This is a genomic window from Pseudoxanthomonas sp. P4_B2 (assembly GCF_056402315.1).
Genome location: NZ_JBFUHQ010000002.1, coordinates 267,921 through 282,427, shown reverse-complemented (window position 1 = coordinate 282,427; position 14,507 = coordinate 267,921). Strand labels below are relative to the sequence as shown.

14 protein-coding genes are annotated in these 14,507 nt (G+C 65.0%); 9 read left to right on the top strand and 5 right to left on the bottom strand.

Features of this window, described 5'->3' with window-relative positions; translation table 11 throughout:
• The first annotated feature begins 71 nt into the window (after positions 1 to 71).
• From AC1DTQ_RS05770 to AC1DTQ_RS05740, 7 genes are all read left to right on the top strand, one after another.
• Entirely contained in the window at positions 72 to 752 is a 681-nt protein-coding gene (locus tag AC1DTQ_RS05770) for an RDD family protein (RefSeq protein WP_477849135.1), read from the top strand.
• On the top strand, positions 749 to 1,753 hold the full coding sequence (locus AC1DTQ_RS05765) for a stage II sporulation protein M (RefSeq protein ID WP_477848574.1): 1,005 nt from the start codon (positions 749 to 751) through the stop codon (positions 1,751 to 1,753). Before AC1DTQ_RS05770 ends, AC1DTQ_RS05765 begins: the two co-directional genes overlap by 4 nt.
• Positions 1,743 to 3,335, top strand: coding sequence for a DUF4129 domain-containing protein (locus AC1DTQ_RS05760; protein ID WP_477848573.1), 1,593 nt, complete (start codon positions 1,743 to 1,745; stop codon positions 3,333 to 3,335). The genes AC1DTQ_RS05765 and AC1DTQ_RS05760 overlap by 11 nt, the downstream gene beginning before the upstream one ends.
• Positions 3,332 to 4,525, top strand: coding sequence for a DUF4350 domain-containing protein (locus AC1DTQ_RS05755; RefSeq protein ID WP_477848572.1), 1,194 nt, complete (start codon positions 3,332 to 3,334; stop codon positions 4,523 to 4,525). The genes AC1DTQ_RS05760 and AC1DTQ_RS05755 overlap by 4 nt, the downstream gene beginning before the upstream one ends.
• Positions 4,522 to 5,544 carry an AAA family ATPase gene (locus AC1DTQ_RS05750; protein ID WP_477848571.1) on the top strand — a complete coding sequence of 341 codons (1,023 nt, stop codon included), beginning with the start codon at positions 4,522 to 4,524 and terminating at the stop codon, positions 5,542 to 5,544. The genes AC1DTQ_RS05755 and AC1DTQ_RS05750 overlap by 4 nt, the downstream gene beginning before the upstream one ends.
• Before the next feature lie 145 nt (positions 5,545 to 5,689).
• Positions 5,690 to 6,988, top strand: coding sequence for a DUF58 domain-containing protein (locus AC1DTQ_RS05745; protein WP_477848570.1), 1,299 nt, complete (start codon positions 5,690 to 5,692; stop codon positions 6,986 to 6,988).
• Between the two features lie 80 nt (positions 6,989 to 7,068).
• Positions 7,069 to 8,121, top strand: coding sequence for a DUF4380 domain-containing protein (locus AC1DTQ_RS05740; RefSeq protein WP_477848569.1), 1,053 nt, complete (start codon positions 7,069 to 7,071; stop codon positions 8,119 to 8,121).
• A 29-nt stretch (positions 8,122 to 8,150) separates the two neighbouring features.
• Here AC1DTQ_RS05740 and AC1DTQ_RS05735 read toward each other — a convergent pair whose 3' ends face one another.
• From AC1DTQ_RS05735 to hemB, 4 genes are all read right to left on the bottom strand, one after another.
• Positions 8,151 to 8,927, bottom strand: coding sequence for a ThuA domain-containing protein (locus tag AC1DTQ_RS05735; protein ID WP_477848568.1), 777 nt, complete (start codon positions 8,925 to 8,927; stop codon positions 8,151 to 8,153).
• Between the two features lie 144 nt (positions 8,928 to 9,071).
• The gene (locus AC1DTQ_RS05730; protein WP_477848567.1) at positions 9,072 to 9,428 is read right to left on the bottom strand and encodes a hypothetical protein; all 357 of its coding nucleotides are present in this window, start codon (positions 9,426 to 9,428) and stop codon (positions 9,072 to 9,074) included.
• An 11-nt stretch (positions 9,429 to 9,439) separates the two neighbouring features.
• Positions 9,440 to 10,282, bottom strand: coding sequence for a shikimate dehydrogenase (gene aroE, locus AC1DTQ_RS05725; RefSeq protein ID WP_477848566.1), 843 nt, complete (start codon positions 10,280 to 10,282; stop codon positions 9,440 to 9,442).
• Between the two features lie 199 nt (positions 10,283 to 10,481).
• A complete protein-coding gene (hemB, locus tag AC1DTQ_RS05720) occupies positions 10,482 to 11,477 on the bottom strand; it encodes a porphobilinogen synthase (RefSeq protein ID WP_477848565.1) in 996 nt (331 codons plus the stop codon).
• Between the two features lie 230 nt (positions 11,478 to 11,707).
• On the opposite strand from hemB, the gene AC1DTQ_RS05715 reads away from it, so the two are divergent.
• Both AC1DTQ_RS05715 and AC1DTQ_RS05710 read left to right on the top strand, forming a co-directional pair.
• Positions 11,708 to 12,565 carry an ABC transporter permease gene (locus AC1DTQ_RS05715; protein ID WP_477848564.1) on the top strand — a complete coding sequence of 286 codons (858 nt, stop codon included), beginning with the start codon at positions 11,708 to 11,710 and terminating at the stop codon, positions 12,563 to 12,565.
• Positions 12,562 to 14,124, top strand: coding sequence for a dipeptide ABC transporter ATP-binding protein (locus AC1DTQ_RS05710; RefSeq protein WP_477848563.1), 1,563 nt, complete (start codon positions 12,562 to 12,564; stop codon positions 14,122 to 14,124). Before AC1DTQ_RS05715 ends, AC1DTQ_RS05710 begins: the two co-directional genes overlap by 4 nt.
• Here the strand turns inward: AC1DTQ_RS05710 and AC1DTQ_RS05705 are convergent.
• Positions 14,121 to 14,369, bottom strand: coding sequence for a hypothetical protein (locus AC1DTQ_RS05705; RefSeq protein ID WP_477848562.1), 249 nt, complete (start codon positions 14,367 to 14,369; stop codon positions 14,121 to 14,123). The two genes, AC1DTQ_RS05710 and AC1DTQ_RS05705, sit on opposite strands and share 4 nt — an antisense overlap.
• Positions 14,370 to 14,507 lie beyond the last annotated feature (138 nt).

Here is a 14,507-nt window from a genome sequence, read left to right as displayed (position 1 = left end):
GGATTCCGCCGTTCGCAACGCTTGGCAGGATCGGGTCACCGCGCCGCCTTACCCGGTTGGGTCGGCGTCTGATGCTGGATACCTATCGCGAGGTGATCACACCCGAAGGCGTGGCCCTGCACCTGCCCGTCGCCGGCCCGGTGCCGCGCGCGGTAGCGTGGGGCATCGACCTAGCCATCCGCCTGGGCATTCTGATGCTGGTCGGCACCGTGCTGGCCTTGCTGGGTGCGGCCGGTCAGGGTCTGTATCTGATTCTGCTGTTCCTGATCTTCTGGGCGTATCCGATCCTGTTCGAAGTGCTGTGGGACGGACAGACGCCGGGTAAGAAAGCCATGTCGCTGCGCGTGGTGAACGGCGATGGCGCCCCGGTCGGCTGGCTGGCCGCGATTACCCGCAATCTGCTGCGCACCGTGGACATGCTGCCCTTCGGCTATGCCGCCGGCCTGATCGCCTGCCTGGCCGATCCGCATGCGCGACGCCTGGGCGACATGGTCGCCGGTACCCTGGTGGTGCACAACGAACGCGAACGCGATTCTGCGGCTGCCCCGGTGAACGCAGTGATCGCACCCAGCGCCGGCCTACAGCCTGCGGAACAGGCGGCCGTGGTCGCTTTCGGCGAGCGCGCACCGCTGCTGACGCCCGCGCGGCAGGAAGAGTTGGCGAACATCGTCGAACCCTTGACCGGCAGCCGCGGGCAGGGCGGCGTGCTGCGCCTGTACGGCATGGCCAACTGGTTGCTGGGGCGGCGATGAGACAGGAGCAATTCGTCGCCCGCCATCAACGCGAATGGCAGCTGTTCGAACACTGGCTGGAAACGCGCGGCAATGCGCGCCATGCGCTGGCCGAACGCAATATCGGCGAGATCGGCGACGAGGATATTCCCGCGCGTTATCGGCGCTTGTGCCAGCAATTGGCGCTTGCGCGAAAGCGCGGCTACAGCCCGGTGGTGACGGCGCGGTTGCAGGCGTTGATGCAGCGCGGCCACAACCTGCTGTATCGCACGCCGGCGCCGCGCTGGCAGCGCGCGGTCGAATTCCTGCTCGCCGATTTCCCGCGCCTGGTGCGCAGCGAAGCCGCGTGCATGTGGGCGGCGCTTGCGCTGTTCCTGGTGCCACTGGTGACGATGTTCGTGCTGTTGCAGTTCTATCCGGAACTGATCCACGGGCTGATGAGCCCGCAGGAAGTGGCGCAACTGGAGCGCATGTACGACCCCTCCAGCGATCGCCACAAGCTCGGACGCGACAGCGGTAGTGACTGGTACATGTTCGGCGTCTACATCATGAACAACATCAGCATCGGCCTGCGTACCTTCGCCAGCGGCCTGCTGGCGGGCGTGGGCACGATCCTGGTGCTGATCTTGAACGGTGTCGGCATCGGCGCGGCATTCGGTCATCTGCAGCAGATCGGCTCGGGCGATCCGCTGTGGCGCTTCGTCGCCGGCCACGCGCCGTTCGAACTGACCGCCATCGTGCTCGCGGGCGGCGCGGGATTGCGGTTGGGCTTCAACCTGATCGCGCCGGGGCAACGCCGCCGCATCGATGCGTTGATCGTGGCCGGAAGAAAGGGCGCCAAGCTTTGCCTGGGCATCGCGTTCATGCTGCTGGTGGCCGCCTTCATCGAGGCGTTCTGGTCTTCGACGCAATCCATTCCGGCATCGATCAAGTACACGGTATCGGGCGTGCTGTGGACGCTGGTATTCCTGTGGCTGTGGCGCGGCGGGCGCAATCAGCCGGGAGACGCGGATGCGTCTTGAGCAGATGACCGTGCACCTGCGCTCGCGCTCGGCGTGGGAAGCGGTGGAGCTGGGCAGCGCGCTGGTGCGTCGGCATGCAGCGGCCATTTGGAAGCCGTGGCTGCTGGTGACCCTGCCGCTCTTCGTCGCGCTCAATGCCGCCGCCTGGGCTATCGATTCCATCTGGCTGGCCGGCCTATTGATGTGGTGGCTGAAGCCGGTCTTCGATCGTATTCCGCTGTTTGTGATCTCTCGCGCGACGTTCGGCGCCACGCCGAGTCTGGGCGACGCGCTGATGGCGCAGCTGCGTTGGGGTTGGAAGCCGTTGCTCCACTACCTCACCTGGCGACGCTTCAGTCCGGCGCGTTCTCTCTACCTGCCCATAGATCTGTTGGAGGGCGTGCAAGGCGCGCGGTTGCGCGAGCGTCGCCGGGTGTTGGGGAGTGCGGTCTACGGCAACGCCGCCTTGCTCACGTTGGTCTGCATCAATTTCGAAATCGCGCTGGCGCTGGCCAGTGTGGCTTTGGTATTCCTGTTCGTTCCCATGGAGTATCTGCCGGAAACCATGCGCGCCGCGTGGTCGCTCGCCATTGATCAGCCGCCGTGGTGGGTGCAGGTAGGTAGCAACCTGGCGGGCTGGATCGCGACGTCGGTGATCGAACCCTTCTTCGTCGGCGCCGGCTTCGGCCTCTACCTCAATCGCCGTACCCAGATCGAAGCCTGGGACGTGGAAATCGCATTCCGCAAATTGCGCGCGCGATTGACTGCGGCCGCCGCGCCCTTCGTCCTGGCCTTGTTCCTGCTCGGCGCCGGACTGCCCCTGCTGCGCGCGCAGGAAACCGGACCGGCACAAGAGTCAGCAGAGGCATTTACCTGCCCCATCACGGTTCCGGACGAGTCCAAGAAAACTGACGAACCGAAGACCGACGAACCGCCAACGCTGCCTATCGTGTTCGGCGAACAACGCGTGGATGAAGGCCGTTTCAGCAAAGCGGTGGACCAGGCCTATCGCGATCCTCTGCTCAACTCCAAACGCAAGCAGGTGACGTGGGAGAAGCGGGACAAGACCAAGCCCAAGCCGCCGCAGCAACGCGATATGTCGTGGCTGTCCGGCTTTGCCACCGCGTTCGCCTTCCTCGCAGAATGGGGCTTGTGGATCCTGGTGGGCGGCCTGGTGTTTATCCTGCTGCTGACCCTGCGCCACTGGCTGCCATGGATGCGCGGATCGCTGCGTCGGTACAAGCCGCTGCCAACGGAAGTGGAAACCGAGGCCTTGCAGCTTCCCGAAACCCTGCCCGACAACGTGCCGGCCGAAGCGCGCCGGTTGTGGACGCAGGGCAAGTCGCGCCATGCCTTGGCGCTGCTGTATCGCGCCAGCGTGGAAACCATGGCTCAGCGCGCGGAAGTCGCCCTGCCCCCCGGCGCCACCGAATCCGAATGCCTGCGCGCGTCGCGACGAATGCCCGATGGCGAGGACCGCAGTCTGTTCGCGCGGATGGTGCGGGTGTGGCAGTACGCAGCCTACGCGCAACAACTACCTGCGCAGGAAGAGTTCGACGACCTGCTGTCCAGCCTGCAGCAACGTTACCGGTGGGCGGCATGAGCCGGCTGGGCGCAGGCGCGCGCATCGCGCTGATCGCGGTGCTGGCCGCCGCAGTGATCGGCGGCGGCGTGGCCTGGTTCCTGCATACCTATGAGAAGGTGGAACGCGAAATCGCGTTGCCGCCGCGTGGCGAAGCCGGCTACAACCCGCTGTATGCGCTGAAGAAAGCGTTGCAGGCAGACGGGTTGAAAGTCGAGTCTCGTCAGCGCCTAAATCTGGCCACGCAGAAACTCGGCGCGCACGACACTCTGCTGATTCTCAACGACCCGCGCAGCATGACGCCGGTGGAATCGCGCCGGTTGCTCGAATGGGTGGCGACCGGCGGCCATCTGTTGTTGCGCACGCCGCCAGAGAATAGCGGCAACGAGGAAACTTCCGTGCCCATTCTGGAAGCACTGGGTCTCCTGCTGACGGAGGATTCACCCGAATGCGAATCGCTGCAGGTCGAGGGTCAGGACCACCACATCGAGTTCTGCAATGGCCGCCGCTTCTTCTTCAATGAAGTCGAACCCGAGTTGTCTTGGGGTGATCTGCAGGCGGCCTATGTATATGCGCGGCTTGCGCACGGTAAGGGCCACGTCGACGTACTAGCCGATTTCGATTTCCTCACCAATGGCGACGAGATAGAAAGCACTTCGCGGCGAATCGCCGGCAAGATCGGCGCCGGCAAGGTCGGCGGCCTGCGCGACATTCCGCATCGCGCCCTGGCGCGGCAAGTGCTGGCGCCCAATTACGGCCGGGGCACCATGCATCTGGTCTACGCCGCGCAGATGCCTTCGCTGTTCCGCACGGTGCTGACCCAAGGCTGGCCGGTGTGGGCGCCATTGCTGCTCGCGCTGCTGGCCTGGCTATGGCTGCGTATGCAGCGCTTCGGCCCGTTGCGGCCGTCGCCGCCGACCGAACGACGTTCGTTGCTGGAACACGTGCGCGCCAGTGGCGAACACCTGTTCCGCTATAACAGGCGCGCCATGCTGTATGCGGCGGTGCGCAACTCCTTCCTCGCCCGCCTGCGCCGCCGCGATCCAGTCGCCGCAGCGTTGACCGGCGAGGCGCAGATCGGCGCCATCGCCGAGCGTTTGGACATTTCCGCCGACAAAATAAGAACCGCTCTGCAACCGCCGTCCTCGCACGACAAACCCGCCTTCCGCGACCGTATTTCCACTTTGATCCAGCTGAGAAACCGCATATGAACGATGACAACCAATTCGCTTCTCAAGCCGCTTCGCAAGTCGCTTCGAGCACGGGTTCAATCACCGGCGAAGCGCTGGCCGAACGCGCCGCGGCCGTGCGCGAGGAAGTTTCCAAAGCCTTCATCGGACAGCCGGAGGTGCTGGACCAGATCCTCATCGCGCTGCTCGCCGGCGGTCACGTGCTGATCGAAGGCGTTCCTGGCCTGGGCAAGACGCTGCTGGTGCGCGCGCTGGCGCAGGCGCTGGAACTCAACTACGCGCGCGTGCAGTTCACTTCCGACCTGATGCCTAGCGACGTCAGCGGCCATGCGGTCTACGATCCCAAGACCGAGAGCTTCAAGATTCGCCGCGGCCCGGTGTTCACCAACCTGCTGCTGGCCGACGAAATCAACCGCGCTCCAGCCAAGACCCAGTCTGCTTTGCTGGAAGTGATGCAGGAAGGACAGGTCACGATCGAAGGCAAACCCTTCGAGCTGTCGCCGCCCTTCCTCACCATGGCCACGCAGAATCCGGTGGAACAGGAGGGCACGTATCCGCTGCCGGAAGCGCAACTGGACCGCTTCCTGCTGAAGATTCTGATCGACTATCCGCAACTGGCCGACGAAAAACGCATGGTCGATGCCATCACCACCGGTCGCAGCGCGGGCGATTTCGACCTCTCCCAGGTGCGCCGCGTACTCGGCGCCAGCGATATCGTGGCCATGCAGCGCGGCACCGCCGAGGTGATCGTGGATGAGCAGGTGATCGATTACGCGGTGCGGATCGTGGCCGCCACCCGCAAGTGGCCGGGCATCTCGCTCGGCGCCGGTCCGCGCGGCAGCATCGCATTGGTGCGCGCCGCGCGTGCACAGGCGGTGCTGCAAGGCCGCGACTTCGTCACGCCCGACGACGTGCGCGAAATCGCCAAGCCCGCGCTGAGGCACCGCATCACCCTGGCGCCAGAACTGCAGATCGAAGGCCAGTCGCCCGACGACGCATTGCATGCGCTGCTGGCCAAGGTGGAAGCGCCGCGGAAATGATCCCACGCGGCTCCTCTCTTGCTCGGCCTGTCTTCCCCCTTTGCAAAAGGGGGATCGAGGGGGATTTGCTTTTGGCTTTGCTTTCCGAGGCTATCGCCAAGAGCAAATCCTCCCCAGCCCTCCTTTTTCAAAGGAGGGAGCCGCTTTGAGGCCCGCGCCGGTTTTAATCGGGTTGCTCGTGCTTTGGGGCCTGTCCGGCCTTGGCGTACTGTTCGCGGGTGTGCCACTCCTTGCCTGGCAGCTGACGGGCATTGGTTTTGCTCTGCTCGCGATAGGCGATGCCTTGCTCCTGCGCCGCCGCGAAACCCCGCAGGTGTCGCGCGAGATTCCCGAAGCGCTGCCGCTGGGGATCGAGCGCGACGTCACCCTGCGCGTGGAATCGATGTCGCGCCAGCGTGTCGACCTGTTCGACCTGCATCCCGGCGCGTGGCCCGCGCAAGGTTTGCCGCAGCGTCTGAAGCTGGCGCCGGCCACCGCCTCCACCTTCAGCTACCGCCTGCGTCCTACCGCACGCGGCGATGCGATTTTCGCCGGCGTGCAGTTGCGCATGGCCTCGCCGCTGCGCTTCTGGCGGCAATCGCGCATCGCCGGCGAGCCGCAGCGGGTACGCGTGTATCCCAACTTCGCGCCGCTGACCAAGTTCGCCTTGTTCAGCGCCGAACAGGCCTCGCGGCTGGTCGGCGCGCATCTGAAGCGCCGCCGCGGCGAAGGCACCGACTTCAACCAGATGCGCGAATACCGCGTCGGCGACAGCCTGCGCCAGATCGATTGGAAGGCGACCTCGCGTTCGCGCAAGCTGATCTCGCGCGAGTACCAGGACGAGAAGAACCAGCAGCTGGTGATGATGGTGGATACCGGCCGCCGCATGATGGCGCAGGAAGGCGAGCTGGCCCATTTCGATCATGTGTTGAACGCGACCCTGGTGGTGTCCTACCTGGCGCTGCGTCAGGGCGACGCGGTTGGCTTGTTCGCCAGCGGCGGCGAAGCGCGCTGGGTCGCGCCCAAGCGCGGCATGGCCAGCATCGATACCTTGCTGCGCGCCAGCTACAGCCTGCAGCCGCAACCGGTGGCCACCGACTACCTGGCCGCCGCGACGGAACTGTCGGTGCGTCAGCGCAAACGTTCGCTGATCATGCTGGTCACCAATGTGCGCGACGAAGACATCGAAGATCTGCTGGCCGCGGTGCGCCTGCTGCAGAAGCGCCATCTGGTCTGCGTCGCCAGCCTGCGCGAACGCGCGCTGGACGAAGCGATGAGCGAGGAAGTCGGCGACTTGCCCGGCGCTATCCGTGCCGGCGCCCTTGCGCGTTACCTGGAACAACGCACCGCCGCGCACGACAAGCTGCGCAGCCACCGGGTCATGGTGTTGGATGTCGCCAGCGAAGAACTCCCTGCCGCATTGGTGGAACGCTATCTGGCGGTCAAGCGGGACGGGTTGCTGTAAACGTGCTCCACGCGGGCGATGTTTTCCGGCGGCAGCTGTAGGATCGCTGCAGCATCACGCGAACAATCGGGAGCGACCCAATGAAATCCTGGCTGGCGATAGCCGCACTCTGCATGCCGATGAGCGTTTCGGCGGTCGAAACCGTTCGCCTCGAGAATGGACTCATCGCACTGGAAGTCACCCCGGAGCTGGGAGGGCGCGGCTTGGTTTTCTCGCTCAAGGGCCGTCCTAACCTGCTGAAGACCGGGGAGCCGCTGGTCACCCGACCCAAACCCGAAGTCAGCGCAACCGCCGACGACATCGGCTACCTGGGCCACGATGTGTGGGTAGGGCCGCAAAGTCAGTGGTGGGCGCATCAGGACGCTAATCCCGAGCGACGCGAGGCCCAGGCCAACTGGCCGCCGGATCCGTTCCTGGCTTTTGCCGATACCCGCCTTCTGGAGAGAACGCCAACGCGTCTGGTCCTGGAAGGTGTGGAGAGCCCGGTCTCGGGCGTGCGCCTGCGCAAGACATTCCAATTGTCCGCCGCCAGGGCGGATACCGTGGAAGTCCGTGCGACCGCACGCAACATCCGCGATACCGACATCGCGTGGGATCTGTGGTTCAACACGCGCACTCCATCGTATACGCGCGTGTACGTGCCGGCGGCCGGAGAGGAGGACGTGCGCGTGCAGTCGTCCACCGAACAGGGCATAGAGCCCTTGCTGCCACATGTGGAACACGGCTTGTTCTCGCTGGACCGGCCTGCGCTCGCCGAAGGCATGAGCGCCCGGCGCGGCAAGGTTTTGATCCAACCCTCCGCGGGCTGGATGGCCGGATTCGCCAGTGGCCAGCTCTTCCTGATCCGGTTCCCGCATCACCCCCGTTCGCTAATCCATCCCGAACAAGGCCAGGTGGAGCTTTATCTGGACGAGCACGCGGATGCGGCCGCAGGGCTGCTGGAAATGGAGGTGCATGCGCCGTACCGCACGCTGAAACCGGGCGAAGAAATGGAAGCGGTGGAGTGGTGGACCGCGATGCCGTACGACGGACCGGATACGCGCGAGGCGCAGGTGGCGTTTCTGTGCGGAGAAGCGGCGGAGCGGATGGAGCTTTTGGATCTCTGCGCCGGCCGCAAGACAGTCGCGCCGTAGCCGGCGATGTAAGCGAAGCAAGATGCGGCCTACCGAGGCGTTGTTTCCCCGACGATGCCGCGTCCCGTAGCCACCCAGTACAGGCCGCCATACAGGTGTTCCAGGTAATGGCTGTCGTTGTACAGCTCCGGTGTATGCCCCAATGCGGTGACGAACACCCGGCCGCCGTCATAAGCGTGGTACCAGGCGACGGGATGGAATTTCCCCATGCCTTTGGCAACCTGTCCGGGCCAGATGCGGGTGGGGTCGTAACTGCTCTCGTCCACTTGCAGCACAGTGCGTAGTCCTGGGATTAGGTCGGGTCCGAATTCGTACCATTCGTCCGTCCACAGCCAGCGATCAGGCAGGCCGAAAGTCGCCGGGAAGCCGCGGTCTTCCACTCGCACCACCGCCGTCTGCACCATGGGATGGATGCGGAACGGCCTGCCGATCAGCCGCTCGAACCATGGCCATTGGCCCGCGCTGGAAATCAATGCGCGATGCACCGCAACCACGCCACCGCCGGCCTGCACGTAAGCCTGCAGCCGTTGCCGTTGCTCGCCCTTCAGCTCTTCGCCTGGCGTGTTGAGAAAGACGATTGCGGCGTACTGGGAAAGATCGCCATCGAAGGCGGACGCGTTCCATGCCCAGGTTAGACCGAAGTCGTGCTTGCGCGCCAATCGCTCGAACTGCGGCTGCGCCACCACGGCATAGTCGTTGTGGTACTTGTTGGGAATAGCGGCAACAAGAATCTTGAATTGCTGCGCGTGGGCGGGCGTTGCGCAAAGTGCGAAAGCCAGTGCGAAAAGCATGAAATATTTCTTCATACCTGATCGTAGCGCATGCCGCTGGCACGCAGGCGTCGACTTTCATTCCATTTGCGGCATCGGATATGCATCCACGGACTAGGTCGTTGCGAGCGCCTGCGCTCGCATAAATCGGGTTGGGTTGTTATTCGAAGGCACTGGCGACTAGCGCGCTGCCTCGACCCGCGTCGCCTTGCACAAGCCCCAGGCAATCATCACCAATCCCGCCAGCGACACGCAGTTGATCAGCAGGCGCATCGCGCCCAGCCACGCGAACATCGTACCGATCCGGGCGGCGGAATCGATGGCGGTGGACGAGCTGATCACCCAGTTTTGGTAAAGCCCCACCGCAAGCTGCAGCACCGCGCAGGCCAGCATCAAGCCGATGCCGATCAGACCCAGCTGCCTGGCCTTGCCCGGGCGCGCCGCGGTCCACACCAGCGCCAGAGCGATGCCGCAGGCCAGTAGCTCCGGAAGCGCGTAGCCGAGCGTGGTCAATGCCGGTATCAGGAAAGTATCCATTTCACTACCGCTCAGTCCGCGGTGACCAGAGACGCATCCTTGCCGCGCAGCGCGGCGTAGACCGGCGCGGTGTCGGGGCGTACGCCGTGCCAGATTTCGAATGCCGCCGCCGCCTGTTCCACCAGCATACCCAGGCCGTCGACCATGTCGCGGCAACCCGCAGTGCGCGCCCAGGCCAGGAACGCAATGGCCGCTTCGCCGTAATTCAGATCCACCGCCAGCGTGCGCGGCGTCGACAACTGGAACGGCAGCGAGAATTCCGTCGCACCGCTGCGGGATGCGGAGGTGGCGTTGACGATCAGCGCGAAGTCGCCTTCGTTGACCAGATCCTCCCAGTAGCGCGAATGCGCACGTTCGGGTTCGCCCAGCGCATCGGCCAGCGCATCGGCGCGCTCGGGAGTGCGATTGGCGATGATCAGTTCGGAGACGCCGGCATCAAGCAGCGCCGGCGCCACACCGCGCGCCGAACCGCCCGCACCCAACAGCAGCGCGCGGCGTCCGCGCAGGTCCAGACGCAGGCGGCCGGTCAGATCGCGCACCAGGCCGATGCCGTCGGTGTTGTCGCCATGCCACTGGCCATCGTTGCGGGTCAGTGTGTTGACCGCGCCGGCGCGTTGCGCGCGTTCGCTGGTCGCGCTGCAAAGCGCGAAGGCGGCTTCCTTCAAGGGTAGGGTGACGTTGGCGCCCCTGCCGCCGCCGGCCGCGAAAGCGTCCAGCGCCTGCATGAAGGCCTCCGGTGCGGCATCGACGGCGGTGTAGTTCAGATCGATGCCGGTCTGGCGCCCGAACGCGGCGTGGATGCGCGGCGACAGAGAATGCGAAACCGGGTGACCGAAGACGGCGTAGTGGCTCATGCAGGACTCCTGATTGAGGCTGACAGTGTGCAACTTTCGGCCAGCCGGGAATAGTCCGCTGGAAACCTATCGTCATCCCAGCGAAAGCTGGGATCCATCTTGATCTTCGCCGTAGTAGTTGGTTCTACAAGTCGCGTGTCGAAAACAAGAGCAAAGTCAAAATGGATCCCAGCTTTCGCTGGGATGACGATACGAGTGGTCAGTGACCGCCTTCCTTCAACCACCTCGCCGCATCCAGGGCGAAGTAGGTGAGCACGCCATCGGCGCCGGCGCGCTTGAATGCCGTCAGCGCTTCCAGCACGCAGGCCCGTTCGTCCAGCCAGCCGTTGGCGAACGCCGCCTTCAGCATCGCGTACTCGCCACTGACCTGGTAGGCGAAGGTGGGCACGCCGAATTCATCCTTCACTCGCCGCACCACGTCCAGGTACGGCATGCCGGGCTTGACCATGACCATGTCCGCGCCTTCATCGATGTCCAGAGCGACTTCATGCAGCGCTTCGTCAGAATTGGCCGGGTCCATCTGGTAGTTGTACTTATTGCCCTTGCCCAGGCTGCCGGCGCTGCCGACCGCGTCGCGGAATGGGCCGTAGAACGCGGAGGCGTACTTGGCCGAATAAGCCATAATCCGCGTGTGCACGTGACCTTCGCTTTCCAGCGCCTCGCGGATCGCGCCGATGCGTCCGTCCATCATGTCGCTGGGCGCCACGATGTCCACGCCGGCGCGCGCATGCGATAGCGCCTGCTTGACCAGTGCTTCTACGGTGATGTCGTTCATCACGTAGCCGCTGTCGTCGATGATGCCGTCTTGTCCATGGGTGGTGAACGGGTCCAGGGCCACGTCGGTGATCACCCCCAGCTGCGGAAAACGCTGCTTGAGCGCGCGCACCGCGCGTTGGGCCAGGCCTTCGTCGTCCCAAGCGGCTTCGGCGCCCAGCGACTTGGCTTCCGGCGCGGTGACCGGGAACAAGGCCAGCGCGGGTACGCGCAATTCCGCGGCCTGTTCGGCGACTTTCAGCAATTCTTCGATCGAGAGACGCTCCACGCCCGGCATGGAAGGCACCGCTTCGCGTCCAGGCAGTTCATGTACGAACACCGGATAGATCAGGTCGTTGGCGGTCAGCACGTGTTCGCGCATCAGCCGGCGGGAAAAATCGTCGCGGCGCATGCGGCGGGGGCGGGTGTAGGGGTAGGCCATGGGGGCTCCTCAATCGATGCGTAAATGATACGCCTGTGAGCTTTTCCCTTCTCCCATCGGGAGAAGGTGGCGCGAAGCGACGGATGAGGGAATGGCAATGACTTGCCAATCAGCTTTCGTCTCAAGCTGACACTTCATTCCCTCATCCGCCCCCGTATCAAGTACGGGGCAGGCTCTGCGGGCACCTTCTCCCGATGGGAGAAGGGTTAAAGCGCGCTACGATTGTTGTCATGCAAACACTGCGTTCCCTGCCACTCCTCGCACGCGGCTGCCTGGCCATGCTCGCGGCGCTGGCGCTGATCTGCTGGCTGGGTCCCTTGTTCAGCGCGTATTCGCCGCATTCGCCGGACTGGAATTCGCTGTCCGTCGCTCCCGGTAGCAACGGCCACTGGTTCGGTACCGACGCCATCGGCCGCGACATCTTCGCGCGCACGCTGGCGGGCGGACGCCTGTCCCTGACCATCGGCTTGCTGGCCAGTGTGGTCGCGCTGGTGATCGGTCTGGGTTACGGCGCCATTGCCGGCCTAGCCGGCGGCCGTGTGGAGCGCGTGATGCTGCGCGTGCTGGATGTGTTCTCCGCGCTGCCATTCCTGTTGGTGGTGATCCTGCTGCTGACCTTGTTTGAACGTTCGCTCGGTCTGCTGCTCGCTGCGATCGGCGGCTACGTGTGGATCGACCTGGCGCGGGTGATGCGCGCCGAAAGCGCCCGCCTGCGCGAAGCGCCGTTCGTGCTGGCGGCGCATGCGGCCGGCGCCACCTTCCCGCAACGGCTACGTTGGCATGTGCTGCCTAATCTGATGCCGTTGGCGTTCGTGTACCTGGGCCTGATATTGCCGCAGGCGATCCTGGTCGAAAGCTTCCTCGGCTTTTTGGGTTTAAGCGTGGACGAACCCTCGGCCAGCTGGGGCACCCTGCTGGCCGAAGGCGTGCAGGAACTGGATTCGGCGCCGTGGACGCTGCTGTTTCCCGCCCTGTTGCTGGTGGTCACGCTGGCCGCTTTCCAGTTTCTGGGCGATGGACTGCGCGATTGGATGGATTTGCGTGGCGAAGCCGGACGCAGCGAGCGCGCCGAGTCGGCCGCCGCATGAAACCTGCCGCTCATGTAGAGCTTGCCGATCTGCGCGTCAGTACGGGTGGACGCAATGGGCGCGAACTGCTGCGCGGACTCTCGCTGGAACTCCAGGGCGGCGAATGCGTCGGTCTGGTCGGGGAATCGGGAAGCGGCAAGAGCCTGACCTCGCTGGCCTTGCTCGACCTGCTGCCGTCCGGATTGAAAGCCAGCGGCCGCTTGCAGGTCGAGGGACAGGAGATCGTGCTCGGTTCGCCCGCCCATGCTGCTTTGCGCGGACGTATGTTCGGGCTGGTGCCGCAGGATCCGCTCGCGGCCCTGCATCCCTTGCGCAGGATAGGCGCGCAACTGGTCGAAACCCTGCGTTTCGCACGCGGCCTGTCGCGTCAAGCGGCCGACAAGGAAGCCGAGGAACTCCTGCGCCGCGTGCAGATGCCAGATCCGCGTCAGGCGCTAGCGAAATACCCGCATCTTTTCTCCGGTGGCCAGCGCCAGCGCATCGCCATCGCGTTGGCGCTGGCGACGCAGCCGCGCGTGCTGATCGCCGACGAACCGACTTCCGCGCTGGACGCGCGCATCGCCCGCGATATTCTGGATCTGCTCGACGATCTTCGCCGCGAACAGAATCTGGCGCTGCTGCTGATCAGCCACGACCTGCCGCTGGTGGGCGCCTATGCGCAGCGATTGCTGGTGCTGCGTGGCGGCGAAGTGCTGGAACGGGGCGACACGGCCGCGGTATTCGCCGCGCCCGGCCACGCTTACACGCGCGAACTGCTGGCGGCGGACCAGTTGCGGGAACTGCCTGCGGCCGGTGACGATGCGCCAGTGCTGCTGCGCGCCGAGAATCTGCGCATGCGCTATCGCGGCGCGGCGCGCGATGCGCTCGATGGTGTGGATGTCGAGCTGCGGCGCGGAGAAGGGCTGGCCCTGGTCGGCGAATCGGGCAGCGGCAAGAGCACGCTGGGCCGCGTACTGCTCAAACTCCTGCGCGGCGCGCAGGGCCGCATCCTCCTGGACGGCGTCGCCCTGGATTCGCTCAGCGCAGGCGACCTGCGCAAGCTGCGAAGGCGCATCGGCGTCGTGTTCCAGGACCCCTATGCGTCGCTGGATCCGCGCCTGGATATCGCGTGCATCGTCAGTGAGCCCCTGCGTATCCATGGCATCGGCGATGCCGCCAGCCGACGCGCCAAGGCATCGGAACTGCTGCAGGCGGTGGGCATGGACGATTCCGCGCTGGACCGTTATCCGCACCAGTTCTCCGGCGGCCAGCGTCAGCGCATCGCCATCGCACGTGCGTTGGCGACTTCACCCGATCTATTGGTCTGCGACGAGGCGGTCTCGGCGCTGGATGCGCATCATCGCGCCGCGATCCTGGCGTTGCTCGCCAGGCTGAAACGCGAGCGCGGTCTGGCGTTGTTGTTCGTCACCCACGATCTGGCGGCCGCTTCGGCGGTGGCCGAGCGTATCGCCGTGCTCGAGCAGGGACGAATCGTGGAGTCCGGTGCGACCGCCAAGGTGCTGTCGAATCCGCAGCACCCGCACACGCAGGCACTGGTGCGGGCGCGACCGGCTGCTTAGACGATGCCACCGCCGATGCCCAGGCGGATGATGCCCACCACGATCACGATGCCGTTGAGCAGCAGCCCGGTTTTTGCTCGTCCGGTTTTAGCGCTGGATGTGAACAGAATGCCGATGGCGGCGATGATCGCGCCGACCGCGGCGAAGGGGATTAGGAACCAGTTGCCCCAACCCAGTAGCGGAATCAGCGCCAGCACCATCCAGATCATGGAGACCACGCCCCACAACACACTGATCAGACCCATGGAAGCACTCCTATAAATATGCCGTGCCAACTATAACGCCAGCACCCCTTCGATCCTGGCCATTGCCGCCTCGCGTCGGCCACCGTCGCGGCGCCCGCGCCGACGGGGCAAGGGTATGCGAGCATTCAGTCCCATAGG